21 protein-coding genes are annotated in these 24,543 nt (G+C 66.2%); 15 read left to right on the forward strand and 6 right to left on the reverse strand.

Annotated elements, in window-relative coordinates; genetic code table 11:
• Positions 1–127: 127 nt before the first annotated feature.
• From RTK35_RS21460 to RTK35_RS21470, 3 genes are read left to right on the forward strand one after another with little or no spacing between them, the layout of a single operon-like run.
• Complete coding sequence (locus RTK35_RS21460) at positions 128–1,723, forward strand: FAD-binding oxidoreductase (RefSeq protein WP_316908947.1); 1,596 nt, start codon at positions 128–130, stop codon at positions 1,721–1,723.
• 3 nt (positions 1,724–1,726) lie between these two features.
• Positions 1,727–3,298, forward strand: a complete 1,572-nt coding sequence (locus tag RTK35_RS21465; protein ID WP_316908948.1) for a glycerol-3-phosphate dehydrogenase/oxidase — start codon at positions 1,727–1,729, stop codon at positions 3,296–3,298.
• 20 nt (positions 3,299–3,318) lie between these two features.
• Positions 3,319–4,878: an FGGY-family carbohydrate kinase gene (locus tag RTK35_RS21470; protein ID WP_044405102.1), complete on the forward strand. Its 1,560-nt coding sequence runs from the start codon at positions 3,319–3,321 to the stop codon at positions 4,876–4,878.
• 103 nt (positions 4,879–4,981) lie between these two features.
• Here RTK35_RS21470 and RTK35_RS21475 read toward each other — a convergent pair whose 3' ends face one another.
• A complete protein-coding gene (locus RTK35_RS21475; RefSeq protein WP_316908949.1) occupies positions 4,982–5,680 on the reverse strand; it encodes a pirin family protein in 699 nt (232 codons plus the stop codon).
• A 207-nt stretch (positions 5,681–5,887) separates the two neighbouring features.
• Between RTK35_RS21475 and yegS the strand changes: the two genes are divergently transcribed.
• The 3 genes from yegS (at position 5,888) to RTK35_RS21490 (ending at position 8,742) form a co-directional block, all read left to right on the forward strand.
• Positions 5,888–6,793, forward strand: a complete 906-nt coding sequence (gene yegS / locus RTK35_RS21480) for a lipid kinase YegS (RefSeq protein WP_160481176.1) — start codon at positions 5,888–5,890, stop codon at positions 6,791–6,793.
• 131 nt (positions 6,794–6,924) lie between these two features.
• Entirely contained in the window at positions 6,925–7,851 is a 927-nt protein-coding gene (locus tag RTK35_RS21485) for a chemotaxis protein CheV (RefSeq protein WP_044405093.1), read from the forward strand.
• Between the two features lie 78 nt (positions 7,852–7,929).
• A complete protein-coding gene (locus RTK35_RS21490) occupies positions 7,930–8,742 on the forward strand; it encodes an MOSC domain-containing protein (RefSeq protein ID WP_316908950.1) in 813 nt (270 codons plus the stop codon).
• A gap of 67 nt (positions 8,743–8,809) precedes the next feature.
• On the opposite strand, the gene RTK35_RS21495 is transcribed toward RTK35_RS21490, so the two are convergent.
• A complete protein-coding gene (locus RTK35_RS21495; RefSeq protein WP_316908951.1) occupies positions 8,810–10,738 on the reverse strand; it encodes a transglycosylase SLT domain-containing protein in 1,929 nt (642 codons plus the stop codon).
• A 180-nt stretch (positions 10,739–10,918) separates the two neighbouring features.
• Here RTK35_RS21495 and RTK35_RS21500 point away from each other — a divergent pair, with 180 nt between their 5' ends.
• A complete protein-coding gene (locus tag RTK35_RS21500) occupies positions 10,919–12,844 on the forward strand; it encodes an ATP-binding cassette domain-containing protein (protein ID WP_107328884.1) in 1,926 nt (641 codons plus the stop codon).
• 23 nt (positions 12,845–12,867) lie between these two features.
• Positions 12,868–13,554 (forward strand): DUF6901 family protein, encoded by a 687-nt coding sequence (locus RTK35_RS21505; RefSeq protein ID WP_044405081.1) that lies wholly within the window; start codon positions 12,868–12,870, stop codon positions 13,552–13,554.
• Between the two features lie 19 nt (positions 13,555–13,573).
• On the opposite strand, the gene RTK35_RS21510 is transcribed toward RTK35_RS21505, so the two are convergent.
• Positions 13,574–14,017 carry a universal stress protein gene (locus RTK35_RS21510; RefSeq protein WP_044405078.1) on the reverse strand — a complete coding sequence of 148 codons (444 nt, stop codon included), beginning with the start codon at positions 14,015–14,017 and terminating at the stop codon, positions 13,574–13,576.
• Positions 14,018–14,106: 89 nt separating this feature from the next.
• Here RTK35_RS21510 and RTK35_RS21515 point away from each other — a divergent pair, with 89 nt between their 5' ends.
• Positions 14,107–14,544 carry a hypothetical protein gene (locus RTK35_RS21515; RefSeq protein ID WP_160481173.1) on the forward strand — a complete coding sequence of 146 codons (438 nt, stop codon included), beginning with the start codon at positions 14,107–14,109 and terminating at the stop codon, positions 14,542–14,544.
• 20 nt (positions 14,545–14,564) lie between these two features.
• Here the strand turns inward: RTK35_RS21515 and RTK35_RS21520 are convergent, their stop codons facing one another.
• Positions 14,565–15,377 carry a hypothetical protein gene (locus tag RTK35_RS21520; protein ID WP_074968597.1) on the reverse strand — a complete coding sequence of 271 codons (813 nt, stop codon included), beginning with the start codon at positions 15,375–15,377 and terminating at the stop codon, positions 14,565–14,567.
• 472 nt (positions 15,378–15,849) lie between these two features.
• Here RTK35_RS21520 and fadB point away from each other — a divergent pair, with 472 nt between their 5' ends.
• From fadB to RTK35_RS21550, 6 genes are all read left to right on the forward strand, one after another.
• Positions 15,850–17,997: a fatty acid oxidation complex subunit alpha FadB gene (gene fadB, locus RTK35_RS21525; RefSeq protein ID WP_316908952.1), complete on the forward strand. Its 2,148-nt coding sequence runs from the start codon at positions 15,850–15,852 to the stop codon at positions 17,995–17,997.
• A gap of 30 nt (positions 17,998–18,027) precedes the next feature.
• On the forward strand, positions 18,028–19,203 hold the full coding sequence (fadA, locus tag RTK35_RS21530; protein WP_044405065.1) for an acetyl-CoA C-acyltransferase FadA: 1,176 nt from the start codon (positions 18,028–18,030) through the stop codon (positions 19,201–19,203).
• Positions 19,204–19,339: 136 nt separating this feature from the next.
• Positions 19,340–19,576 carry a DUF1653 domain-containing protein gene (locus RTK35_RS21535; protein ID WP_316908953.1) on the forward strand — a complete coding sequence of 79 codons (237 nt, stop codon included), beginning with the start codon at positions 19,340–19,342 and terminating at the stop codon, positions 19,574–19,576.
• A gap of 121 nt (positions 19,577–19,697) precedes the next feature.
• Positions 19,698–22,307 (forward strand): type I DNA topoisomerase, encoded by a 2,610-nt coding sequence (gene topA, locus RTK35_RS21540; protein ID WP_316908954.1) that lies wholly within the window; start codon positions 19,698–19,700, stop codon positions 22,305–22,307.
• 108 nt (positions 22,308–22,415) lie between these two features.
• Complete coding sequence (locus RTK35_RS21545) at positions 22,416–22,934, forward strand: DUF6586 family protein (RefSeq protein WP_160481171.1); 519 nt, start codon at positions 22,416–22,418, stop codon at positions 22,932–22,934.
• 71 nt (positions 22,935–23,005) lie between these two features.
• On the forward strand, positions 23,006–23,239 hold the full coding sequence (locus tag RTK35_RS21550) for a hypothetical protein (protein ID WP_044405053.1): 234 nt from the start codon (positions 23,006–23,008) through the stop codon (positions 23,237–23,239).
• Between the two features lie 54 nt (positions 23,240–23,293).
• On the opposite strand, the gene sulA is transcribed toward RTK35_RS21550, so the two are convergent.
• Together sulA and lexA are read right to left on the reverse strand one after the other, a co-directional pair.
• Positions 23,294–23,761: an SOS-induced cell division inhibitor SulA gene (gene sulA / locus RTK35_RS21555; RefSeq protein ID WP_044405049.1), complete on the reverse strand. Its 468-nt coding sequence runs from the start codon at positions 23,759–23,761 to the stop codon at positions 23,294–23,296.
• A gap of 11 nt (positions 23,762–23,772) precedes the next feature.
• Positions 23,773–24,381, reverse strand: coding sequence for a transcriptional repressor LexA (gene lexA / locus RTK35_RS21560; protein WP_044405045.1), 609 nt, complete (start codon positions 24,379–24,381; stop codon positions 23,773–23,775).
• Between the last annotated feature and the right edge of the window lie 162 nt (positions 24,382–24,543).

Below are 24,543 nucleotides of genomic sequence, written 5' to 3' on the forward strand. Positions count from 1 at the left end.
CTTCTTGTTCTGGGTTGTCCTGATTGGCGATAGCCGCTGTCCCGATCAGACAGTGACGCTGCGGGGCGGCTGGCTAGTATAGGCAGCCATCGAAAACCTTCGAAACAACCAGGACAAGGAGAACGGGATGCGACGCTGGAACGGCTGGGGCGACGAGTCGACCGTGGTGGAGCTGCCGGCCAATGGGGCCGAATTCCTGGGCGCGCGGGTCGGCGCCGGGCAGGTGCTGGCGGATGCCACCCTGGAGCAGGTGCTGGCCAGCGTGCCGGCCTCGCGCCTGCCGGTGCACCCGCTGGTGAGCCAGGATGCGGAGGTGCGGGTGCGCCACGCCCGTGGCCAGAGCCTGCCGGACTGGCTGGCGATGCGCGAAGGCCGCTTCGAGGTGTTCCCCGACGGCGTGGCCTTCCCCGAAAGCCCGCAGGACATCCGCGTGCTGATGGCCTGGGCAGCCCAGCACGACGTGGTGCTGATCCCCTACGGTGGCGGCACCTCTGTGGCCGGGCACATCAATCCGCAGGCCTCCAGCCGCCCGGTGCTGACCCTGTCCCTGGCGCGCATGAGCCGCCTGCTGGAGCTGGACGAGGCGAGCCAGATCGCCACCTTCGGCCCCGGTGCCAACGGCCCGCAGGTGGAAAGCCAGTTGCGTGCCCAGGGCTTCACCCTGGGGCACTTCCCGCAGTCCTGGGAGCTGTCCACCCTCGGCGGCTGGGTTGCCAGCCGCTCCAGTGGCCAGCAGTCGCTGCGCTACGGGCGCATCGAACAGCTGTTCGCCGGCGGCACCCTGGAAACCTTCGACGGTCCGCTGGAGCTGCCGACCTTTCCGGCCTCGGCGGCCGGGCCGGACCTGCGCGAGCTGGTGCTGGGCTCCGAGGGGCGCTTCGGGGTGATTTCTGAGGTCAAGGTGCGGGTGTCGCGCCTGGCCGATCAGGAGCGCTTCTACGCGGTGTTCCTGCCGGACTGGACGCGGGCGCTGCAAGCGGTGCGGACCCTGGCCCAGGCGCGGGTGCCGCTGTCCATGCTGCGCCTGTCCAACGCCATCGAGACCGAGACCCAGCTGGCCCTGGCCGGCCATCCGGAGCGCATCGCGCTGCTGGAGAAGTACCTGGCGTTCCGTGGGGCGCGCGCCGGCAAGTGCATGCTGACCTTCGGCGTGACCGGCTCGCGGGTGCAGAACGCCGCCTCGCTGCGCCAGGCCAAGGCGCTGCTGAAGCCGTTTGGCGGGGTGTTCACCGGCACCCTGCTGGGCAGCAAGTGGGCGGAGAACCGCTTCCGCTTCCCCTACCTGCGCCACGCCCTGTGGGAGGCCGGCTACGTGGTGGACACCCTGGAGACGGCCACCGACTGGTCCAACGTCGACGCCCTGATGGGCAAGGTGGAGGCCAGCCTGCGCGAGGGCCTGGCGGACGAGGGCGAGCGGGTGCACGTGTTCACCCACCTGTCCCACGTCTACGGCGAGGGGTCGAGCATCTACACCACCTACGTGTTCCGCCCTGGTGCGAGCTACGAGACGGCCCTGGGCCGCTGGCAGCGCCTCAAGTTCGCGGCGAGCGAGGTGATCGCCCACAACCGCGGTACCATCAGCCACCAGCACGGCGTGGGCCGCGACCATGCGCCCTGGCTGCCGTTGGAAAAGGGAGTGCGTGGAATGGCCACGCTGCAGGCCATGGCCCGCCACTTCGACCCGGACGGCCGCCTGGCGCCCGGCGTGCTGCTGCAGGACTGAGCCGTGGAGACCTGGAACGCCGCCTGGCGGGCGGCCGCGCTGCCGGTGCTGGCTGCGCGGGAGTGGGACCTGATCGTGGTCGGCGGCGGCATCACCGGGGCCGGCATCCTGCGTGAGGCGGCGCGGCGGGGCTGGTCCTGCCTGCTGCTGGAGCAGCGCGACTTTGCCTGGGGCACCTCCAGCCGCTCGTCGAAGATGGTCCACGGCGGCCTGCGTTACATCGCCAAGGGGCAGATCGGCCTCACCCGCGACTCGGTGCGCGAGCGCCAGCGCCTGCTGGCGGAGGCGCCCGGCCTGGTGGACCCGCTGAGCTTCGTGATGCCCCATCGCGGCGGCTTTCCCGGTCCCCGGGTGTTCGGCACGCTGCTGGCGCTGTACGACGCCCTGGCCGGGGTGCGCAACCACCGCTATCACCCGCTGCCGCAACTGCGCTTCCTGGCCCCTGGGCTGGGCGAGGCGGGGCTGCAGGGCGGGACGCAGTTCTTCGATGCCGTGACGGATGATGCACGCCTGGTGATGCGGGTGCTGGCCGAGGCCCGGCGCGAGGGCGGTGAAGCCCTCAACGGGATGCGGGTGCTGGAACTGACCCGCGACCAGGGGCGGGTGACCGGCCTGGTGGCGGAAGACGCCGAGGGCGGCGGGCGGCTGGCGTTTCGCAGCCGCGCCGTGGCCCTGGCCACCGGCGCCTGGGCGGACGAGCTGCGCCGTCGCGAGGGGCCGGAGCACATCCGCCCGCTGCGGGGCAGTCACCTGTTGTTGCCGGCCTGGCGCCTGCCGCTGGCCCATGCCATCAGCTTCATGCACCCGGATGACGGGCGTCCGGTGTTCGTCTTCCCCTGGGAGGGCGCGACCGTGGTGGGCACCACCGACCTGGACCACCGCGCGGGGCTGACCGAAGACGCAGCCATCAGCGCCGAGGAAGTCGACTACCTGCTGGCCGCCTGCGCCGCGCAGTTCCCGGGTGCCGCCATCGGCCGCGCCGATGTGCTCTCCACCTGGGCCGGTGTGCGGCCGGTGGTCAGCGATGGGGCCGAGGGTCGCAAGCCCTCCGACGAGAAGCGCGAGCACGCGCTGTGGACGGAGCCCGGTTGCGTGACCCTGGCCGGGGGCAAGCTCACCACCTTCCGCCTGCTGGCCCTGGAGGTGTTGCAGGCCTGCGCACCGTTCACCGGGCGCGAAGTGGCGGACCACGGTTCGGCGGTGTTCACGCCGGCACCGCTGCCGCCCCTGCTGGTGGGCGCGGGTTTGCAACGGCGCCTGGCGGGCCGCCATGGCCCGGAACTGGCGCGGCTGGCGCCCTGGCTGGAGCGCTTGGGGAGCGAGCGGGTGGGCGGCAGCGAGGTGCTCTGGGCCGAGCTGGCCTGGGCGGCCGAAGGCGAGCTGGTGCTGCACCTGGATGACCTGCTGCTGCGCCGCACGCGGCTGGGCCTGCTGGTGGCGGAGGGCGGCCAGGCGTACCTGCCGCGTATCCGCGCACTGTGCCAGCCGCTGCTGGAATGGGACGATGCGCGCTGGGCGCACGAGGAGCAGGCATACCGGGCACTGTGGCGCCGGTACTACAGCCTGCCCGCATAACGACAAGAAAGGACGTCACCGTGAGCGAAACGAGCTACCTGCTGGCCATCGACAACGGCACCCAGAGCGTGCGTGCCCTGCTGTTCGACCTGCAGGGCAACCTGGTGGGCAAGGGCAAGGTGCCGCTGGAGGCCTACTACTCCAAGCAGCCCGGCTGGGCCGAGCAGGACCCGGACTACTACTGGTCGAGCCTGGCCGAGGCCTGCCGCCTGCTGTGGGCGTCGGTGGACATCGACCGCAGCCTGATCCGTGGCGTGGCCCTGACCACCCAGCGCGGCACGGTGATCCATGTGGACGAACAGGGCCAGCCGCTGCGCCCGGCGATCATCTGGCTGGACCAGCGTCGCGCCGAGGCCGAGGGCCGCATCAAGGGGCCCTGGGGCTGGCTGTTCCGCCTGCTGCGGCTGGAGCCGACGGTGGACCACTTCCGCACCCAGGCGGAGGTGAACTGGGTGGCGCAGAACCAGCCGGAGCTGTGGGCGCGGACCCACAAGGTGCTGCTGCTGTCGGGGTTCCTGACCCACCGGCTGTGCGGCCGCTTCGTGGACTCGGTGGGCTGCCAGGTGGCCTACCTGCCGTTCGACTACAAGCGCCTGGACTGGGCCAAGCCGAGCGACTGGAAGTGGCAGGCGATGCCGGTGCGCCGCGAGCAGCTGCCGGACCTGTGCAAGCCGGGCGAGACCCTGGGGCGCATCACCGCCGAGGCGAGCCGCCTGACCGGCATCCCCGAGGGGCTGCCGCTGGTGGCCGCCGCTGCCGATAAGGCCTGCGAGGTGATGGGCTCGGGCGGGGTGGCGCCGGATACGGCCTGCCTCTCCTACGGCACCACGGCCACCATCAACACCACGCGCCAGCGCTACCTGGAGACGATTCCGCTGATCCCGCCTTACCCGGCGGCGGTGCCGGACCACTTCAATACCGAGGTGATGATCTACCGCGGGTTCTGGATGGTCAGCTGGTTCAAGCAGGAGTTCGGCCTGCGGGAAATGCAGCGGGCGCGGGAGCTGGGGGTGGAGCCGGAGGCGCTGTTCGACGAGCTGGTCAACGGCGTGCCGCCCGGCTCCATGGGGCTGACGCTGCAGCCGTACTGGTCCCCGGGCATCCGTGAGCCGGGGCTGGAGGCGAAGGGGTCGATCATCGGCTTCGGCGACGTGCACACCCGGGCGCACATCTACCGGGCCATCCTCGAAGGGCTGGCCTACGCCCTGCGCCAGGGCAAGGAGCGCATCGAGAAGCGCTCCGGCACGCGCATCACCCGGCTGCGGGTGTCCGGCGGGGGCTCCCAGAGCGATGCGGCGATGCAATTGACGGCGGACATCTTCGGCCTGCCGGCGGAGCGGCCCCATGTGTTCGAAACCTCGGGGCTGGGGGCGGCCATCGACTGCGCGGTGGGCCTGGGCCTGCACCCGGACTTCCCCACGGCCATCGCGGCGATGACGCGGGTGGGGCAGGTGTTCCAGCCCAACCCGGAGGCGCGGCGGGTGTACGAGCAGCTGTACCGCGAGGTGTACCTGAACATGTACCGGCAGCTGAAGCCGCTGTACCAGAAGATCCGCGACATCACCGGCTACCCGGCCTGAATGGATCCGCGGCACGGGCGTGTCGTGATCCCGGACTGAAGCCCGGGCTACGGCTTGAATGGAACGCCCCCGGTGGTTGCCACCGGGGGCGTTCTGCTTCGGGTCAGGCCACGTCCACCAGCACGATCTCGGTGTCTTCCTGGGCGCTGAAGGACAGGTGCGTTTCATCCTTCACGGCGACGCCGTCCCGGGCCTGGGCGGGGATGCCGTTCACTTCGTAGCGACCCTGGGCCGCCACCAGATAGGCCTTGCGGCCGGGTTCGAGGTGGTACTCGGCGGTCTGGCCGGCCTTGATCGTGGCGGCTACCAGTCGGGCATTGGCGCGGATGTACAGGGCATCGCCGCCTTCGTCGATACCGCTGGCGAGGGTGACGAAGGTGCCGGCGCGCTCCTCCTTGGGAAACGGTCGGGTACCCCAGGACGGCGCCGTACCGAACTCGGTGGGCATGATCCAGATCTGAAAGATGCGGGTGGTCTCGTCCTCCAGGTTGTATTCGGAGTGGGCGATGCCGGTGCCTGCGCTCATCACCTGCACGTCGCCGGCCACGGTGCGGCCCTTGTTGCCGAGGTTGTCCTGGTGGGTGATGGCGCCGTCACGGACGTAGGTGATGATCTCCATGTCCCGGTGCGGGTGCGGCGGGAAGCCGGAGTGCGGGGCGATCTCGTCGTCGTTCCACACCCGCAGCTGGCCCCAGTTCATCCGCGCCGGGTCGTGGTACTCGGCGAAGGAGAAGTGGTGACGGGCATTCAGCCAGCCATGCTGGGCGGCGCCGAGTTGCTGGAAGGGGCGTACGTCGATCATGGGAATCTCCTGTCGGGCCGGGGTGGGTTGGGCTCCCCGGTGCAATGGTGGCCATGATCCATCGACTGAAGGCGGTGAAGAAGCGGGATTTCTGGGTTCCAGCTATCGATGTGTTCGATGGTTGTTTTGGGTTTGGCTGACAGGCCTTTTCACTTTTTCTCTGGGTGCGTGCCTATACTCGGGCCCATTCCCGGCGTGGAGCGATTGATGACTGAACGCAAGGCGGTGTTGGTGCTGCATGGCAAGCAGGCCATGAACGAAGAGGTTCGCGCGGCGGTGATGGCCCGCCGTGAGGCGGGCTGGGAGCTGGCGGTGCGGGTGACCTGGGAAGGCGGCGATGCCCGCCGGCTGGTGGACGAGGCCCTGGCGGCCGGCTACCGCACCCTGGTGGCCGGGGGCGGCGACGGCACCCTGCGGGACGTGGCCGAGGCCATTGCCCTGTCGGGCGAGGACGCCAGCCTGGCCCTGCTGCCCCTGGGCACCGCCAACGACTTCGCTCGCGCAGCCGGGGTGCCGCTGGTGCCCGGTGAGGCGCTGGCGCTGCTGGACGTGCCGGCCCGGGCCATCGACCTGGGGGAAGCCGACGGGCGGCTGTTCCTCAACATGGCGACCGGCGGCTTCGGTTCCAAGGTCACGGCCAACACCTCGGAGGACCTGAAGAAGGTGCTCGGCGGGGCGGCCTACCTGCTCACCGGGCTGACGCGCTTCTCGGAGGTGCATGCCGCCTTCGGGCGCTTCCGTGGGCCTGATTTCGCCTGGGAGGGGGAGTTCCTCGCCCTGGGCATCGGCAACGGCAGCCAGGCGGGCGGCGGGCACGTGCTCTGCCCCCATGCGCGGGTGGACGACGGCCTGCTCGACCTGTGCATCGTGCCGGCGCCGCAGGACGTGGTGGGCACCCTGGGGACGCTGCTGTCGGGCGGCATGCGAGGCCTGGAGGCGGTGTCCGTGACCGCCCGTCTGCCCTGGGTGGAGGTGGAGGCGCCGGAGGGGCTGGATGTGAATCTGGACGGCGAGCCGCTGGAATGTCGGCAGGTTCGCTTCAGTGCACGCCGTAACGCACTACGCTTACATCTGCCGGAGGGTTCGCCGCTGCTACAGGCTGCCGTGCCGTGAGCCGCCTTCTGGTGTGGTGCGCCGGGGTGGTGCATGATGGCTCCCCGCCATGACGGCTACAGTTATCCCATCACCCTGCCGATAAGGTGAAGCAGCCGCAGCCCGGCTGGAATTTTCTACAGGAGCATGCAATGGCCGGTATTCTCGACACAGTCGACCAGCGCACCCAACTGGTGGGTGAGAACCGCCTGGAAATCCTCATGTTCCGACTGGTGGGCCGTCAGCTGTTCGCCATCAACGTGTTCAAGGTGCAGGAAGTCCTGCAACTGCCCAAGCTGACCCTGATTCCCCAGCGCCATCCCTACGTCTGCGGCGTGGTCAATCTGCGCGGCCATACGCTGCCGGTGATCGACCTGTCACGCGCCATCGGCATGCGCGCGCTGGTGCCGGACCAGAACAGCACCATCATCGTCACCGAGTACAACCGCTCGGTGCAGGCCTTCCTGGTGGGGGGCGTGGACCGCATCCTCAACCTCAACTGGGAGTCCATCCAGCCGCCGCCCGGTGGGGCCGGCCGCCAGCACTACCTGACGGCGATCACCAAGGTGGAGGACCAGATCGTCGAGATCATCGACGTGGAGAAGGTGCTGGCCGAGATCGTGCCCATGAGCACCCGCGTTTCGGAGGAGCGCCTGGGCAACCCGCTGCTGGAGCGCGCCCGTGGCCGCGAAGTGCTGCTGGTGGACGACTCCAACGTCGCCCTGACCCAGTTGCGCGAGACGCTGTCCCAGCTGGGCATCCGCACCCATGCCGCCAGTGACGGCCTGAAGGCCCTCAACCTGCTGAAGAAGTGGGCGGATTCCGGCGAGGTGATGACCGACAAGCTGCTGATGATCTTCACCGATGCCGAGATGCCGGAGATGGACGGCTATCGCCTGACCACCGAGATCCGCAACGACCCGCGCCTGCGTGACCTCTATGTGGTGATGCACACTTCGCTGTCCGGCAGCTTCAACGACGCCATGGTGAAGAAGGTGGGCTGCGACAACTTCCTCTCCAAGTTCCAGCCCGACAAGCTGGTCGACGTGGTGGCGGACCGCCTGAGCAAGGGCAACTGACCGCCGGGCGACGGGCTTGGCCGCCCGTCGCCGATTCCGTATAAGGGACGCTTCCGACCGCCTGATGGAAGCTGGCCCATGCTGCGTCTCACCGCCCTGTATCGCTACCCCATGAAATCCGCCATCGGCGAGCCCCTCGTGCGCGCCGAGCTGGACGGCCTCGGCCTGGCCGGTGATCGCCGCTGGATGCTGGTGGACGCCAGCAACGGGCGCTTCCTCACCCAGCGTGCACTGCCGCAGATGTCCCAGCTCAGCGCCCGCTGGAACGCCACGGGTGGCCTGAGCCTGCGTGCCGCCGGCCTGCCGGAACTGGAGGTGCCCCTGCCGGGGGCCGAGGCGGAGTTGCGCAGCGCGCTGATCTGGAGCGATGCGATGCGGGTGCCGGATGCCGGCGATGAGGCGGCCGAGTGGCTGAGCCGCTTCATCGGCAAGCCGTGCCGCCTGGTGCACGTGCCGGCCGAGCGTGCCCGGGACATTCCGGGCAGCCTGCTGCCGGAAGAGAAGGTGGGTTTTGCCGACGGCTACCCGCTGCTGCTGATCGGCCAGGCCTCCCTCGATGACCTCTCGGCCCGGGTCGGTCGTCCGCTGGAGATGCTGCGCTTCCGCCCGAACCTGGTGGTGGAGGGCAGCGAACCCTATGCCGAGGACAGCTGGAAGCGCATCCGCATCGGCGGCGTGGAGTTCAGCGTTGCCAAGGGCTGCAGCCGTTGCATCCTCACCACCATCGACCCGGCCACCGGCGAGCGCAGTGCCGACCGGGAACCACTGACCACCCTGAAGACCTATCGGGAGCGGGAGGGCGAGGTGTTCTTCGGGCAGAACCTGATCAACCGCAGCAGCGGCACCCTGGAGGTGGGGATGGCGGTGGAGGTGCTGGAAGTGAGGGGCTGACCCCGCTGCAGCAGGACGATGAAACGAGACGGGCGCCGATGGGCGCCCGTCTTGTTTCAGGAGGGGATCACTGGTCGTCGAAGAAGCGCTCGTGCCAGTCAACCAGGGGCTGCGGGGCGTTGAGCTTCTTGCCGTAGATGACCGAGTAGGACAGGACGTTCTGCACGTACTGGCGGGTCTCGTCGAAGGGGATGCTCTCCACCCAGACGTCGAATGCCAGGTGGTTGGCGCCCTTGAGCCACTGGCGCACGCGGCCGGGGCCGGCGTTGTAGGCGGCGGAGGCGAGCACGCGGTTGCCGTTGAACTGGCCGTGTACCTGGCTCAGGTAGGCGGCACCGAGCTGGATGTTCACGTCCGGATTGAGCGCCTGCTGGGGCGAGGCGAGGGGGATTCCGAACTTGCGCGCGGTCTCCTTGGCGGTGCCGGGCATCAGTTGCATCAGGCCCATGGCGCCCACGCCGGAGCGGGCGTCGGCCATGAAGGCGCTTTCCTGGCGGGTGATGGCGAACACCCAGCTGGAATGCAGCCCGCGCACCTTGGCCTGCTGGGTGAGGGTGCTGCGGTGGGCCATGGGGAAGCGGATGTCCAGGTCGTCCCAGTACTGGGCCTGGCTGATGGTGCGGATAGCCGGGAAGTACCACTCCATGTCGTAGGCGAGCTTGGCCTGGGCGACCAGTTCCTCGCGGCTGAACAGGCGGCTGACGTAGTACCACTCGCGGCGGCCGTCGACGATCTCGCCGCGGTCATGGAACTCCATGGCCCGGCGGATGCCGGCGGTGTTGTGCACCTTCTGCATCACCTTGGGGTCGATGGCCATCGGCTTGTTGTTGAGCTGGTACGGCACCTGGATGCGGTCGGCGGCGAGGAAACCGTAGAAGTCACGCTCGCGGGCCAGGGGCTGCATGAGGCGGGTGGCTTCGGCGCTCTGCGGCTGTGCCAGCTGCAGGCTGCGGGCCTGCCAGTAGCGCCAGCGGTTGGTGCTAGCCAGCGATGGCGGCATCTGCCGGGTCAGCTGGTAGGCGTCCTGCCAGCGGCCCAGGCGCAGCAGCAGGCGCGCGCGCCACTCGCTAACGGTGTCGTCACGCAGCTTGGGGTCGTACTGGGTCATCAGCTGCAGGGCGCGGGCGTCGAAGCGCTTGGCCAGTGCCAGGCCGATCTCCCGGGCGATGGCGACCTTCTCCTCGCTGGAGAAGGGCATGCGGGCGGCGTAGGCGTCCAGCAGGGTGGTGGCCTTGTCCGGGTCCTGGCGGGCCAGGCGGCGCAGGCCGAGCCCGACCACGTCGGCCATGGCACGGTCGGCGGGGCTGAAGCGGGCGGTCTGGCTGAGCAGTTGCGGGTTCTGGGCGACGTCCACCAGCAATTTGCCCTGGGTGGACAGGCTCGGCAGGCTCTTGGCCAGGAAGCTGGCCAGGCCGTAGTTGCGGGCTTCGGCCGCCAGCTTGGCGCGGCGCCAGCGCATCTGTTCGGTCATCTGGCCGTCAGCGCGCCAGAGTTCGAACAGCACGTCGCAGGCCTCGGGCTGGGACTTGCCCACCAGCCAGAGCTTCTCGGCGGTCTTGTGGCCTTCGGCCTTGAGGCCGTGCTTGAGCTGGTACTGGCCGTAGAGGCAGTCCAGTTCGGTGAAGTTCATCTTGGGGTCGTAGTGGTTGACGAAGGTCTTCCAGTCGCCGCGCTCGGCGAGCCAGCGTAGCCAGCGCAGGCGCATCCAGTTGGACTGGGGCAGGTCGCCATGCTCGGCGAGGAATTTCTCGATTTCCTCGTTGCTGGCCCATTTCAGGCGGGCGGTCAGCTCGTCGTAGGCCAGGTGCGGCTCCAGCGGGTAGTCGGCCAGCGCGCTGGCGTAGCGTTTGTACGGGCCGCTGTCGCCCTTGGCCAGGGCGCGCTTGGCCTCGTCGTACATCTGCCGCTGCTGGGCGAGGGGCACCGCGTGGGCCGCGTCGAGCGTGAGGGTGGTGAGAAGCAGGCAGGAGAACAGGCTGAGCAGACGACCGCGCATGACACTTCCGGGTAGAGAAAACGTAGTGGGCGACGGCCACGGGGCCACCGGAGGTGCGTAGCTTAGCCGTTTGCCGGGTGCAGGTGGAGTCTCGTCGGAGGGGGGAAACATGATGAAAAAATGGCGGCCGTGGCGATGACCAATCGGGGTAGAATGCGCGCCCATCTTTCGGAGGCCCCCATGACCCTGCTCAAGTTCAGCGATGTTTCCCTTGCCTATGGCGCCATGCCGTTGCTGGACAAGGTGTCGTGGCAGATCGCCCGGGGCGAGCGGGTCTGCGTGATCGGCCGCAACGGCACCGGCAAGTCCAGCATGCTGCGCCTGGTGAAGGGCGAGCAGCACGCGGACGACGGCGAGATCTGGCGGGCTCCGGCGCTGAAGATCGGCGAACTGCCCCAGGAGCTGCCCCGTGCCGACGAACGCACGGTGTTCGACGTGGTGGCCGAGGGCCTGGCTGGCGTTGGCGAGTTGCTGGCCCAGTACCACCACCTGAGCCAGAACATCCGCGACGAGCACGACCTGGAGCGCCTGACCCATGTCCAGCAGGAGCTGGAGGCGAAGGACGGTTGGCGCCTGCAGCAACTGGTGGACAGTACCCTGAGCCGCCTGCAGCTGCCGGCGGACAAGACCCTGGCGGAACTCTCCGGTGGTTGGCGCCGCCGCGTGCTGCTGGCCCAGGCGCTGGTTTCCGAACCGGACCTGCTGCTGCTGGACGAGCCCACCAACCACCTGGACATCGGTGCCATCGCCTGGCTGGAAGAGGCCCTGTCGGGCTTCGGTGGCGCGGTGCTGTTCATCACCCACGACCGTTCCTTCCTGCAGAACCTGGCGACCCGCATCCTCGAACTGGACCGCGGCAACCTGATCGACTGGAACGGCGACTACGCCAGCTTCCTGGTGCACAAGGAGCAGCAGCTGGCGGCGGAAGAGACCGCCAATGCGCTGTTCGACAAGCGCCTGGCCCAGGAAGAGGTGTGGATCCGCCAGGGCATCAAGGCCCGGCGGACCCGTAACGAGGGCCGTGTGCGTGCGCTCAAGGCGATGCGCATGGAGCGTGCCGAACGCCGTGAGCGGCAGGGGCGCGCGACCTTCCAGCTGGAGACGGCGGACAAGTCCGGCAAGCAGGTGATCGTGGTGGAGAACGTGGGTTTCGCCCACCCGGGCGGCGAACTGCTGATCCGCGACTTCTCCATGGTGCTGCAGCGTGGCGACCGTATCGGCCTGCTGGGCGCCAACGGCACCGGCAAGACCACGCTGCTCAAGCTGCTGCTGGGTGACCTGCAGCCGACCCAGGGCAGCATCGAGGTCGGTACCAAGCTGGAGGTGGCCTACTTCGACCAGCTGCGCCATGCGCTGGAGCCGGAGAAAACGGTGATCGACAACCTCGCCGAAGGGCGCGAGTTCATTACCGTGGGCGGACAGAACCGCCATGTCCTCAGCTACCTCGGCGATTTCCTCTTCAGCCCGCAGCGCGCGCGTACGCCGGTCAAGGCACTGTCCGGCGGCGAGCGTGCGCGCCTGTTGCTGGCCAAGCTGTTCAGCAAGCCGGCCAACCTGCTGGTGCTGGACGAACCGACCAACGACCTCGACGTGGAAACCCTGGAGCTGCTGGAAGAGGTGCTGCTGGAGTTCCCGGGCACCGTGCTGATGGTCAGCCACGACCGGGCCTTCCTCGACAACGTGGTGACCAGCACCCTGGTGTTCGAGGGTGAAGGCCGGGTGCGCGAGTACGTCGGCGGCTACCAGGACTGGCTGCGCCAGGGTGGTTCGCCACGCCTGCTGGGCGTGGGCGAGGGGCGCAGTGCCAAGGCTGAGCCCCGTGCCGAATCGCCGGCCGTCGCCGAGGCACCTGCGCAGGCGGCCGAGAAGCCGGCCGGCGAGGCGCCGAAGAAGAAACTCAGCTACAAATTGCAGCGTGAGCTCGAAGCCCTTCCCGGGCAGATCGAGGCCCTGGAGGCCGAGATGGAGGCCGTCCAGCAGGAGATTTCCGACCCGGCGTTCTACCAGCGCCCCGCAGAGCAGACCCGCGCGGTACTGGAGCGTTTCGAGCAGCAGCAGCAGGAACTGGACCGCCTGCTGGAGCGCTGGGCCGAACTGGAAGATTGATGTCTGTTTGAGTCGGAGAGCCCATGGCTGTCGAGTACCGCATCACGCTGGACGATGAACACGAGTTCAGCTATCGCATCGAGCTGGACCGGGAATATGACCAGGAGCGCGCGGCGACGGCGCCGAAGTGGACGCGCCTGGATTTCAACCAGTGCAGCAATTGCCCGCTCTCACGTGATCGCTTCAGCCATTGCCCGGCAGCCGTCGACCTGCACCGGGTGATCGAGGACTTCCACGGCCTGCCGGCCTTCAAGAAGGCGGTGTTCATGGTGCGCACGCCGGAGCGCGAGTACACCAAGCACGTCGGCCTGGAAGAGGGCTTGCGGGCGCTGCTGGGAGTGATCATGGCCTCCAGTGCCTGCCCGGTCCTGGGGCGTCTCAAGCCGATGGCCCAGCAGCACCTGCCGTTCGCCAGCAACCAGGAGTTCATCCTGAGGGCGGTGTCGCTCTACCTGGCGCGGCAGTACTTCAACATGCGTGAAGGGCGACATGCCGACTGGGAGCTGAAGGGGCTGGTGAGGCTGTTCCAGCAATTGCAGCTGGTGAACCAGGCGTTCTGGCAGCGCATCCATGACGTGTGCGAAGGGGATTCGAACCTCAAGGCCTTCCTGACCTTTTTCTCCATGGCGTCCAGCATGACCTACTCGCTGGAAACGCAGCTGCAGAAGATCCGTCCTCTGGTGATGAGTGCCGACGAAGGCTTCATGTAGGCCTTCGTCGGCAGCCGCGTTATTTCTCTGATTTGTTGAGACGCACCGCGAGCACGTCGCAAGGCGCGCCGTGGAGGACGTCGTTGGCGGTGGAGCCCAGCAGCAGGGCCAGGCCGTGGCGGCCATGGCTGCCGACCACGATCAGGTCGCAGCCCTGCTCTTCGGCCAGCCGGTGGATCTCCTGGCGGGGCTGGCCGTAGGTCAGGTGGCGTTGCTCGGCGCTGATCTCGGGGTAGAGGCCGGCGAAGCCGTCGAGGCGCTCGCGGGCCTGTTCGAACTGCTGCTGCTGCAGCATGGAGAGGTCCATGGGGACATCGCCGCCGAAGGCCATGGCCATGGGCTCGACGATGTGCACCAGGGACAGTCGGGCCTGGGAGGCTTGAGCCAGGGCCTGCGCGCGGCGCACGACGGGGTGGCATTCGTCGGTGAGGTCGATGGCGACCAGGATGTGCTGGTAGGGCATGGGGTGACTCCTCCTTAAGGTTGCACCTGGCATGAAGTATGGCCGCCATGGGGGCGTGCCGGCATGATTTTCATCATGGGAATGCAGTTATGACCCTGTGGTTGGTGGTGTTTCTCCTGCTCGCTGTGCTCAGTCCGCTGGTCTGGCTGTTGCCTTCCAAGGGGCAGCGCGGGCGCATGGACCTGCGTATGCAGGCCCGGCGCATGGGGCTGGCGATGCAGTTGGCGCGGCAGGAATGGCCGCACTGGCTGCCGGTCGAGCCGCCGGCCTCCTGTGCACAGTTCCACCGTGCCCGCCGCCGTGGGGCCGAGGGTGCATGGACCTATTGGCAGGTGGCACCCGGGCAGTGGGTCAACCAGTGGCGCGAGCCGTTGGAAGACCCTGTATTGCTCGGGTGTTTCGCGGGGTTGCCTGCCGATGTCTACAAGATCGAGACCACGCCGCAGATGGTGGCGCTGTACTGGGGTGAGCGGGGTACGGCGGAGGACCTCCAGCGCATCGCCGAGGTGCTGCGCGCCATCGCCTGACGCGCAGCGAGCAGGGCGGCTCAGAGCTGGGCCGTGGCGTACTGGGCGGACACGCCTTCGAGGCCTTCGATGATGCTGTCCGAGTACTTGTTGATGAGGAACGGCACGCTGTTCTCGTTGTAGTTCTGCAGCGAGCGCTCGATGTAGCGCCACTTGGTGCCGATGCTGGTCAGCGCCTGGCTGATCTGCGGGGTGTTCCTGGGCTGCTGTGCCAGTGCGGTGAGCTGACCGGCAAAGTCCCTGGCCAGTTCGTCGATGGCCTTGCCCTCTCCACCGCCGAAGAATGAAGCCCCTACGGACGCACTGCGCGAGGCGTAGTCGACGGCGATGGTCTGCATCAGCAGGCTCTGCTGGCGGCTTTGCTGGGTGAGCGGAGGAACGACGAAGTTGCTCTCCTGCTGGATGCGGTCATAGAGCTCGCCGGCCAGTGCGATCAGCTTCTGGTTGCGCGCCGTCATGTCGGCGACGGGCTGCAGGTCGGTGAAGCCCTTGGTGCGCAGGGCGGTGACCAGGCCGCCGAGTTCACTGGAATAGTCCTTCCACTGCTGTTGCAGCTGGGTGTGCAGGGCCTTCGAGGCGTCGCCTTGGATGTCCTTGAGTTCCTTCATGCGCGCATCGGCTTCCTGCACGGACTCGTCGATCATCCGGGCGTAGCGCTGGTCGCCTTCCATGCCGTTGTACATGTAGAAGTCGCCCAGGCTTTTCAGGGCGGCCAGGCGCATCTGGTGAAGCTTGAGGAGGGTGGTGCCGGGGTCGGCCGCCTGGCTCGGGGAAACCAGGCAGAAGAAGGAAAGGAGGGTGCCTAGCAGTACGGCAAGCGTGCGGCTCGTCATGGTGCTACTCCGTGTGCCCCTGGGGGCGTGTTTGTTGTTTTTATTCGGCCTGTCCCGGCCGTGCCACGGGACTCTACTCTTCATGGCTGGCCTTTGGCTAGCGTGCTCCGGCAGCTGCTGGAGTGGCCTTCCATCGACTTTCTGATGCAATGACATAAGCTCCGTGCATAGTGGTTTCGGCAGTCTGCCGCATCGCTTGAAGCGCCGGTTACAGAGCGGTTTGGGCGTGGCTGGGCGGTCACGAAGCGCAATTGACAACGGAGGACTTTTCCGTGAATGTGTGCGCACCCAAATCAAACGGGCGTATGAATTGAGCGTTTGCCTGGTGGGCGCGCTCCAATGACCACGACCCGATATCGCGTCGGTGGGTGTGCCGGACCGAATCGGACTTGACCCAGGGCCCAGCCCAGGGCCGGTTCGCCGGTTGGCTCCGATGTGTACTGTTCAGCTTCCATACCGTGGAGATCAGTTGATGATTTACGAAGGTAAAGCCATCACGGTTAAGGCTCTTGAGGGCGGCATCGTCGAACTGCAGTTCGATCTCAAGGGTGAGTCCGTCAACAAGTTCAACCGTCTTACCCTGAACGAACTGCGCCAGGCCGTCGACGCCATCAAGGCAGACGCTTCGGTCAAGGGCGTCATCGTCACCAGCGGCAAGGACGTGTTCATCGTCGGCGCTGACATCACCGAGTTCGTCGACAACTTCAAGCTGCCCGACGAAGAACTGGTGGCCGGCAACCTCGAAGCCAACAAGATCTTCAGCGATTTCGAAGACCTGGCCGTACCCACCGTCGTCGCCATCAACGGCATCGCCCTGGGCGGCGGCCTGGAGATGTGCCTCTCCGCCGACTACCGCGTGATGAGCGAAACCGCCAAGATCGGCCTGCCTGAAGTCAAGCTGGGCATCTACCCGGGCTTCGGCGGCACCGTGCGCCTGCCGCGCCTGATCGGCGTGGACAACGCCATCGAGTGGATCGCCTCCGGCAAGGAGAACAAGGCCGCCGACGCCCTGAAAGTGGGTGCCGTCGACGCCGTGGTCGCTCCGGCCAAGCTGAAGGAAGGCGCCCTGGACCTGGTCAAGCGCGCCATCGCTGGCGAGCTGGACTACAAGGCCAAGCGCCAGCCCAAGCTAGAAAAGATCAAGCTGAACGCCATCGAGCAGATGATGGCCTTCGAGACCGCCAAGGGCTTCGTGGCTGGCCAGGCCGGCCCGAACTACCCGGCGCCGGTCGAAGCGATCAAGACCATCCAGAAAGCCGCCAACTTCGGCCGTGACAAGGCGCTGGAAGTCGAGGCCGCCGGCTTCGTCAAGCTGGCCAAGACCTCGGTTGCCGAGAGCCTGATCGGTCTGTTCCTGAACGACCAGGAACTGAAGAAGAAGGCCAAGAAGCACGACGAGATCGCCCAGGACGTGAAATTGGCCGCCGTACTCGGCGCCGGCATCATGGGTGGCGGTATCGCCTACCAGTCCGCTTCCAAGGGCACTCCGATCCTGATGAAGGATATCCGCGAAGAGGGTATCCAGATGGGCCTGAACGAGGCGTCCAAGCTGCTCGGCAAGCGCGTCGAGAAAGGCCGCATGACCCCGGCCAAGATGGCCGAGGCGCTGAACGCCATCCGTCCGACCATGTCCTACGGTGACTTCGCACATGTCGACATCGTGGTCGAGGCCGTGGTCGAGAACCCGAAGGTCAAGCACGCCGTGCTGGCCGAGGTGGAAGATCATGTGAAGGACAACGCGATCATCGCGTCCAACACCTCCACCATCTCCATCAGCTACCTGGCCCAGGCCCTGAAGCGCCCCGAGAACTTCGTCGGCATGCACTTCTTCAACCCGGTGCACATGATGCCGCTGGTCGAGGTCATCCGTGGCGAGAAGTCCAGCGAAGTGGCCGTGGCCACCACCGTTGCCTACGCCAAGAAGATGGGCAAGAACCCCATCGTGGTGAATGACTGCCCCGGCTTCCTGGTGAACCGCGTGCTGTTCCCGTACTTCGGTGGCTTCGCCAAGCTGCTGGAGTTCGGCGTGGACTTCGTCCGCATCGACAAGATCATGGAGAAGTTCGGCTGGCCCATGGGCCCGGCCTACCTGTCCGACGTGGTCGGCATCGACACCGGCCACCACGGCCGTGACGTGATGGCAGAAGGCTTCCCGGACCGCATGGCGGTCGAGGGCAAGACCGCCGTCGACGTGATGTACGAAGCCAACCGCCTGGGCCAGAAGAACGGCAAGGGCTTCTACGCCTACGAAATGGACAAGCGCGGCAAGCCGAAGAAGGTCCAGGACCCCGAGGCCTACGAGATCCTCAAGCCGATCATCAAGGAACAGCGCGAGCTGACCGATGAGGACATCATCAACTTCATGATGATCCCGCTGTGCCTGGAAACCGTTCGCTGCCTGGAAGACGGCATCGTCGAAACCGCAGCCGAGGCCGACATGGGCCTGATCTACGGCATCGGCTTCCCCCCCTTCCGTGGTGGTGCGCTGCGTTACATCGATTCCATCGGTGTAGCCGAGTTCGTCGCCCTGGCCGACAAGTATGCCGACCTGGGCGCCCTGTACCACCCGACCGCCAAGCTTCGTGAGATGGCCGCCAAGGGCCAGAAGTTTTTCGGTTAATCGCGCAGCGAACAGAGCGAGAGAAGAAATATGAGCCTGAATCCGAGAGACGCGGTCATTGTCGACTTCGGCCGCACCCCGATGGGTCGTTCCAAGGGTGGCATGCACCGCAACACCCGTGCCGAGACCATGTCGGCCCACCTGATCAGCAAGCTGCTGGAGCGCAACCCCAAGGTTGACCCGGCTGAAGTTGAAGACGTGATCTGGGGCTGCGTGAACCAGACCCTGGAACAGGGCTGGAACATTGCGCGCATGGCGTCGCTGATGACCCAGATCCCCCACACCAGCGCTGGCCAGACCGTCAGCCGCCTGTGCGGTTCCTCCATGAGTGCCCTGCACACTGCCGTGCAGGCCATCCAGACCGGCAACGGCGATGTGTTCGTCATCGGCGGCGTGGAGCACATGGGCCACGTCGGCATGATGCACGGCGTCGACCCGAACCCGCACCTGTCCCTGTACGCCGCCAAGGCATCCGGGATGATGGGCCTGACCGCCGAGATGCTGGGCAAGATGCACGGCATCACCCGCGAGGCCCAGGACCAGTTCGGCGTGCGCTCCCACCAGCTGGCCCACAAGGCCACTGTGGAAGGCAAGTTCAAGGACGAGATCATCCCGATGGAAGGCTATGACGAGAATGGCTTCCTGAAGGTGTTCGACTTCGACGAAACCATCCGTCCGGAAACCACCCTCGAAGGCCTGGCGTCCCTGAAGCCGGCGTTCAACCCGAAGGGCGGTACCGTGACTGCCGGTACGTCGTCGCAGATCACCGACGGTGCGTCCTGCATGATCGTGATGAGCGCCCAGCGCGCCAAGGACCTGGGCATCGAGCCCATGGCCGTGGTTCGTGCCATGGCGGTCGCGGGCGTCGACCCGGCGATCATGGGCTACGGCCCGGTGCCGTCTACCCAGAAAGCACTCAAGCGTGCCGGCCTGACCATGGCTGACATCGACTTCATCGAGCTCAACGAAGCCTTCGCTGCCCAGGCCCTGCCCGTGCTGAAGGACCTGAAAGTGCTCGACAAGATGGAAGAGAAGGTCAACCTGCACGGCGGCGCCATCGCCCTGGGTCACCCGTTCGGCTGCTCCGGTGCGCGTATCTCCGGCACCCTGCTGAACGTGATGAAGCAGAACGACGGCAAGCTGGGCGTGGCCACCATGTGCGTGGGCCTCGGCCAGGGCATTACCACCATCTTCGAGCGCGTCTGAGCCTGAAGCTGGACAAGACCGGGGCCTCGTGCCCCGGTTTTCGTTTCCGCCAATTTCTCACCAAGGCTGGCCATATCCCGTCGGAGTGGGCACCATGCGCACCTTGGCAAGCCGTCGACCGAGCACTGAGGGGAACATGAGCGTACAACCGGGACTCTATCGCCACTACAAGGGGCAGCAGTACCGCGTGATCGGAACCGCTCGGCACTCGGAGAGCGAAGAGGAGCTGGTGGTGTACCAGGCGCTCTACGGCGAACATGGGCTCTGGGTGCGTCCGCTGGATATGTTCACCGGCACGGTGACGGTGGAAGGCGAACAGATCGCGCGCTTCTCCCTCGTGACTGCCGAGTCGGATCCCTATCCACGCCGCTGAGTCGACTCGCCGGCCCCGGCGAACTTGACCTTGTCTCCTTCGCCACTATATATAGCGGTGCCGCCTGGGGCGGCTCCCGCCTTTGTTTATCTATCTCTCGAATTCAGGAACTTTCCGATCCATGGGCAAATCGCTGGTCATCGTGGAATCCCCGGCCAAGGCCAAGACCATCAACAAGTACCTGGGCAACCAGTACGTGGTGAAGTCGAGCATCGGCCACATCCGTGACCTGCCCACCAGCGGTTCGGCAAGTGCCACCAAGGAGCCGGTCAAGCGCGGCAAGGCCGCAGCAGCCGAAGCACCGGCCCTCTCGCCGAAGGAGAAGGCCAAGCGCCAGCTGTTCGCGCGCATGGGGGTGGACCCCGAGCACGGCTGGAAGGCCAAGTACGAGATCCTGCCCGGCAAGGAAAAGGTGATCGACGAACTGCGCCGCCTGGCCAAGGATGCCGACACCATCTACCTCGCAACCGACTTGGACCGCGAAGGGGAGGCCATCGCCTGGCACCTGCGGGAATCCATCGGCGGTGACGACAGTCGCTACAAGCGCGTGGTGTTCAACGAGATCACCAAGAAGGCTATCCAGGAGGCCTTCTCCCAGCCCGGCGAGCTGGACATCAACCGCGTCAACGCCCAGCAGGCGCGTCGCTTCCTCGACCGCGTGGTGGGCTACATGGTCTCGCCGCTGCTGTGGCAGAAGATCGCCCGTGGCCTGTCCGCCGGTCGCGTGCAGTCGGTGGCCGTGAAGCTGGTGGTGGAGCGCGAGCGCGAGATCCGCGCCTTCGTCCCCGAGGAATACTGGGAGGTCCATGCCGACCTGGGTACCGCCAAGGGCGCCAATGTGCGCTTCGAGGTGGCCAAGGAGAGCGGCGCGGCTTTCAAGCCGCTGAACGAAGCCCAGGCCATGGCCGCGCTGGAGAAGCTCAAGGCCTCCAGCTACAGCGTGCAGAAACGCGAGGACAAGCCCACTTCCAGCCGTCCCTCCGCGCCGTTCATCACCTCCACCCTGCAGCAGGCCGCGAGCAACCGCCTGGGCTTCGGGGTGAAGAAGACCATGATGATGGCCCAGCGTCTCTATGAGGCGGGCTACATCACCTATATGCGTACCGACTCGACCAACCTTTCTGCCGACGCCATCACCATGGTGCGTGGCTTCATCGAGGGCGAGTTCGGTGAGAAGTACCTGCCGGCCAAGCCAAACTTCTATTCGAGCAAGGAAGGCGCCCAGGAGGCTCACGAAGCCATCCGCCCGTCCGACGTCAACCTCAAGCCGACCCAGCTGTCGGGCATGGAGCGTGATGCCGAGCGCCTGTACGACCTGATTTGGCGCCAGTTCGTGGCCTGCCAGATGCCGCCTGCCGAGTACCTGTCCACCAGCGTCAGCGTGGCGGCGGGCAACTTCGAGCTGCGTGCCAAGGGCCGCATCCTCAAGTTCGACGGCTATACCCGTGTGCTGCCGCAGCAGAGCAAGCCGGGCGAGGACGACGTACTGCCCGACATGAAGGAAGGCGAGGCGCTCAAGCTGATCAAGCTCGACCCCAGCCAGCACTTCACCAAGCCGCCGGCGCGCTTCTCCGAGGCCAGCCTGGTCAAGGAGCTGGAAAAGCGTGGCATTGGCCGTCCGTCCACCTACGCGGCGATCATCTCCACCATCCAGGAGCGTGGCTACGTGACGGTGCACAACCGTCGCTTCTACTCCGAGAAGATGGGCGACATCGTCACCGAGCGCCTCAACGAAAGCTTCGCCAACCTGATGGACTACGGCTTCACCGCCGGCATGGAAGAGAACCTGGACGACGTTGCCCAGGGCGAGCGCGACTGGAAGAACCTGCTGGACGAGTTCTACGGTGATTTCCGCAAGAAGCTGGAGCTGGCCGAGGGCAGCGACAGTGGCATGCGTGCCAACCAGCCGACCCTGACCGACATTCCGTGCCGTGAGTGCGGCCGCCCGATGATGATCCGTACAGCCTCCACGGGCGTCTTCCTGGGGTGCTCGGGCTATGCGCTGCCGCCGAAGGAGCGCTGCAAGGCCACCATCAATCTCGTACCGGGCGACGAGATCGCCGCGGATGACGAGGGTGAGTCCGAATCCCGTGTGCTGCGTGGCAAGCACCGCTGCCCGATCTGCTCCACGGCGATGGATGCCTACTTGCTGGACGAAAGCCGCAAGCTGCACATCTGCGGCAACAACCCCGATTGCGCGGGCTACGAGATCGAGCAGGGCCAGTACCGCATCAAGGGCTACGAAGGCCCGAGCCTTGAGTGCGACAAGTGCGGCAGCGAGATGCAGCTGAAGACCGGCCGTTTCGGCAAGTTCTTCGGTTGCACCAATTCCAGCTGCAAGAACACCCGCAAGCTGCTCAAGAACGGTGAGGCCGCGCCGCCGAAGATCGACCCGATCAAGATGCCGGAACTCAAGTGCGAGAAGGTGGACGACAGCTATGTGCTGCGGGATGGTGCCTCGGGTCTCTTCCTGGCTGCCAGCCAGTTCCCGAAGAATCGCGAAACCCGTGCGCCGCTGGTGCTGGAGCTGATTCCGCACAAGGATGAGCTTGATCCGAAGTATCACTTCCTGCTCAGTGCACCGGTAAAAGATCCGGATGGCCGCCCGGCTGTCATCCGTTTCAGCCGCAAGACCAAGGAGCAGTACGTGCAGTCGGAGGTGGATGGCAAGCCGACCGGCTGGCGTGCATTCTTCGACGGCGGCAAGTGGAAGGTCGAAGACAAGCGTTGAGTCCCGCTGCGCGCATGGCTCCCATGCGCGCATACTGGCAAGGCCGGACCACAGGTCCGGCCTTCTTCGTTTCGGCCCTGTGCCGATTGCATATCCGGAGTCCGTGCCATGGCCCATGAGCCCTACACCCGCACCAACCAGAAACTCTTTTTCGCCGGGCTTTGCCTTGAGAACTGGCGCAAGGCGGAAGAGGGGCGTGCGATGAATGCGCAAGCCCAGGTCCAGGCGGAGCGGGAGGCTGCGCTTTTCCACCTTCACGGTGCCTTGCTGGGGCTATGCCACGAGATCACCCATTACTACCGCATGCCTAACCCGGGGGCTCCGGATGTGGAAGCGATCCTGAGCTCAGAGGTGCTGTCTGCCTCGCCGAGCCCGGAGCTGGCCGAGCTGGTGGAGCTGTTCCAGCAGCCCGAGAGCTGGCTGGGCTCTCTCGAGCGGGCCTATCAGGCGCTTTTCCTGCCGCCTCAGGCACCCGCCAAGGCCAAGGTGGACCCGACGCTTCCCTTGATCGAGGCGGTTGTACTGGATGAGGAGGAAGCACCCCTGTCCCGTGAGGAGTTGGAGTCCTGGCGTCAGCAGCTGAAGGCGCTGGTGCTCCGTTATCGGGAAAGTCTCTCGGAGTGCTGAGTGACGGAAGGGGTAGGGCGCCAAGCCGAGCGGCTGTTACAATGCGCGGTCTTTAGTGGAGAGATGAAGCGATGACAACGTCCTTCCTGGAAATAGTCGAATTGCCCGACGGGCGCATTATTCTGCGCCGTGCAGAGGACGAGGAAGCGCTGGTGACGCTGGACTTCTCCGCTGATGCCAAGGCATTCCTCCAGGGGCATCACCTGGAAGTGGCCAAGGCCATGCTCAACGTGGGTGTGCAGATGGCCGGCCGGCTCGCCGAAGGCGAGATGGACCATGATGACCAGCCCCGCGTCTTGCACTGAATCAACGAATAGTCTCCTCGCCGATCATTGCCATTTGATTAAGCAGGGCTCTGACTATCCGAGATGGATGTTCAGGCTCTGTGCATTGCCTTCCCGTGCGGCCCTGATGAGGGCGTCCTTGTCCCGAGCGCTGAGTGAAAGCCAGCTCACGACAGTGTGGCTGCGCCCCAGTCGGAGGGCTTCGCATGCCAATTCTAGAGCGTCCTTGCCGCCTCGGGGTTCGAGCAGGAGGATACGCTCACGGTTGAGCCCCGCATCCCGCAGCCAGGCCTGATTAAGGGTGGCGGGTGCTCCGATGAGGGTGAGCCAGCGGGCGTCCTGTTCTTCGCTCAGCTCCCTCAGCATCGGGGCCAGCAGGTGGCGGCAATGGAGTGGGCTGCCTCGCAATGAGAGTTCGCTGAAGGCCTCGCTCTCCGCTTCCAGGGGAGCCTCGGGCTCCAGCAGGTCGTGAAGTGGTGTTGCGACGATGGCGTCGTGGAAGAGGGGCAGTTGGATGCGGCCGATCGGTTGCGAGAACTGCATGACGCCTCCTGTTAGCGGCGAATGACGCCGACGCTCAAGCCTTCGATCACCAGTTCCTGCTCGTGCAGGTCGACTTCGATCGGAGAGAATTCGGGGTTTTCGGCGATCAGCCAGACTTTGTCGCCTTCGCGTTTGAAGCGCTTGACCGTCACTTCGTCGCCCAGTCGTGCTACCACCACCTGGCCGTTGCGGGCCTCGCGAGTGGAGTGGACGGCCAGGAGGTCGCCATCGAAGATTCCGATGTCCTTCATGCTCATGCCGCGTACGCGCAGCAAATAGTCGGCCTTGGGGTGGAAGAAGTCGGGGTTGATGCGGCAGGATTCCTCGATGTTCTGCTGGGCAAGGATAGGTGCACCTGCAGCGACTCGGCCGATCACGGGCAGTCCACCTTCCTCGGCTGCCGGCTCGAATCCGGGGATGCGGATGCCGCGGGAAGCGCCCGGTGTCATTTCGATGGCGCCCTTGCGTGCCAGGGCCTTGAGGTGTTCCTCGGCGGCGTTGGGCGACTTGAAGCCGAGCTCCTGAGCAATTTCCGCCCGGGTCGGCGGATAACCGTTGTCTTCCAGGCAGCGCTTGATGAACGCGAGGATCTCGGCTTGGCGGGGCGTCAGTTTCAGCATGTCGGGCTCTGTCTTTTTATACAGTGACTGGTGTTTTATACAGTTCCTCGAGTGGGCCTACAAGTATTTTCTGAAGACCCGGCCTGCCATTCGGCGGTGTGCCGGATGAGGTTTCGCCTCGGCTGCGTAAGATGTCCTCCGGCGTGACCCATGCGTCAGAAG

The sequence above is a fragment of the Pseudomonas sp. zfem003 genome (assembly GCF_032621675.1).
Lineage (GTDB): Bacteria > Pseudomonadota > Gammaproteobacteria > Pseudomonadales > Pseudomonadaceae > Metapseudomonas > Metapseudomonas otitidis.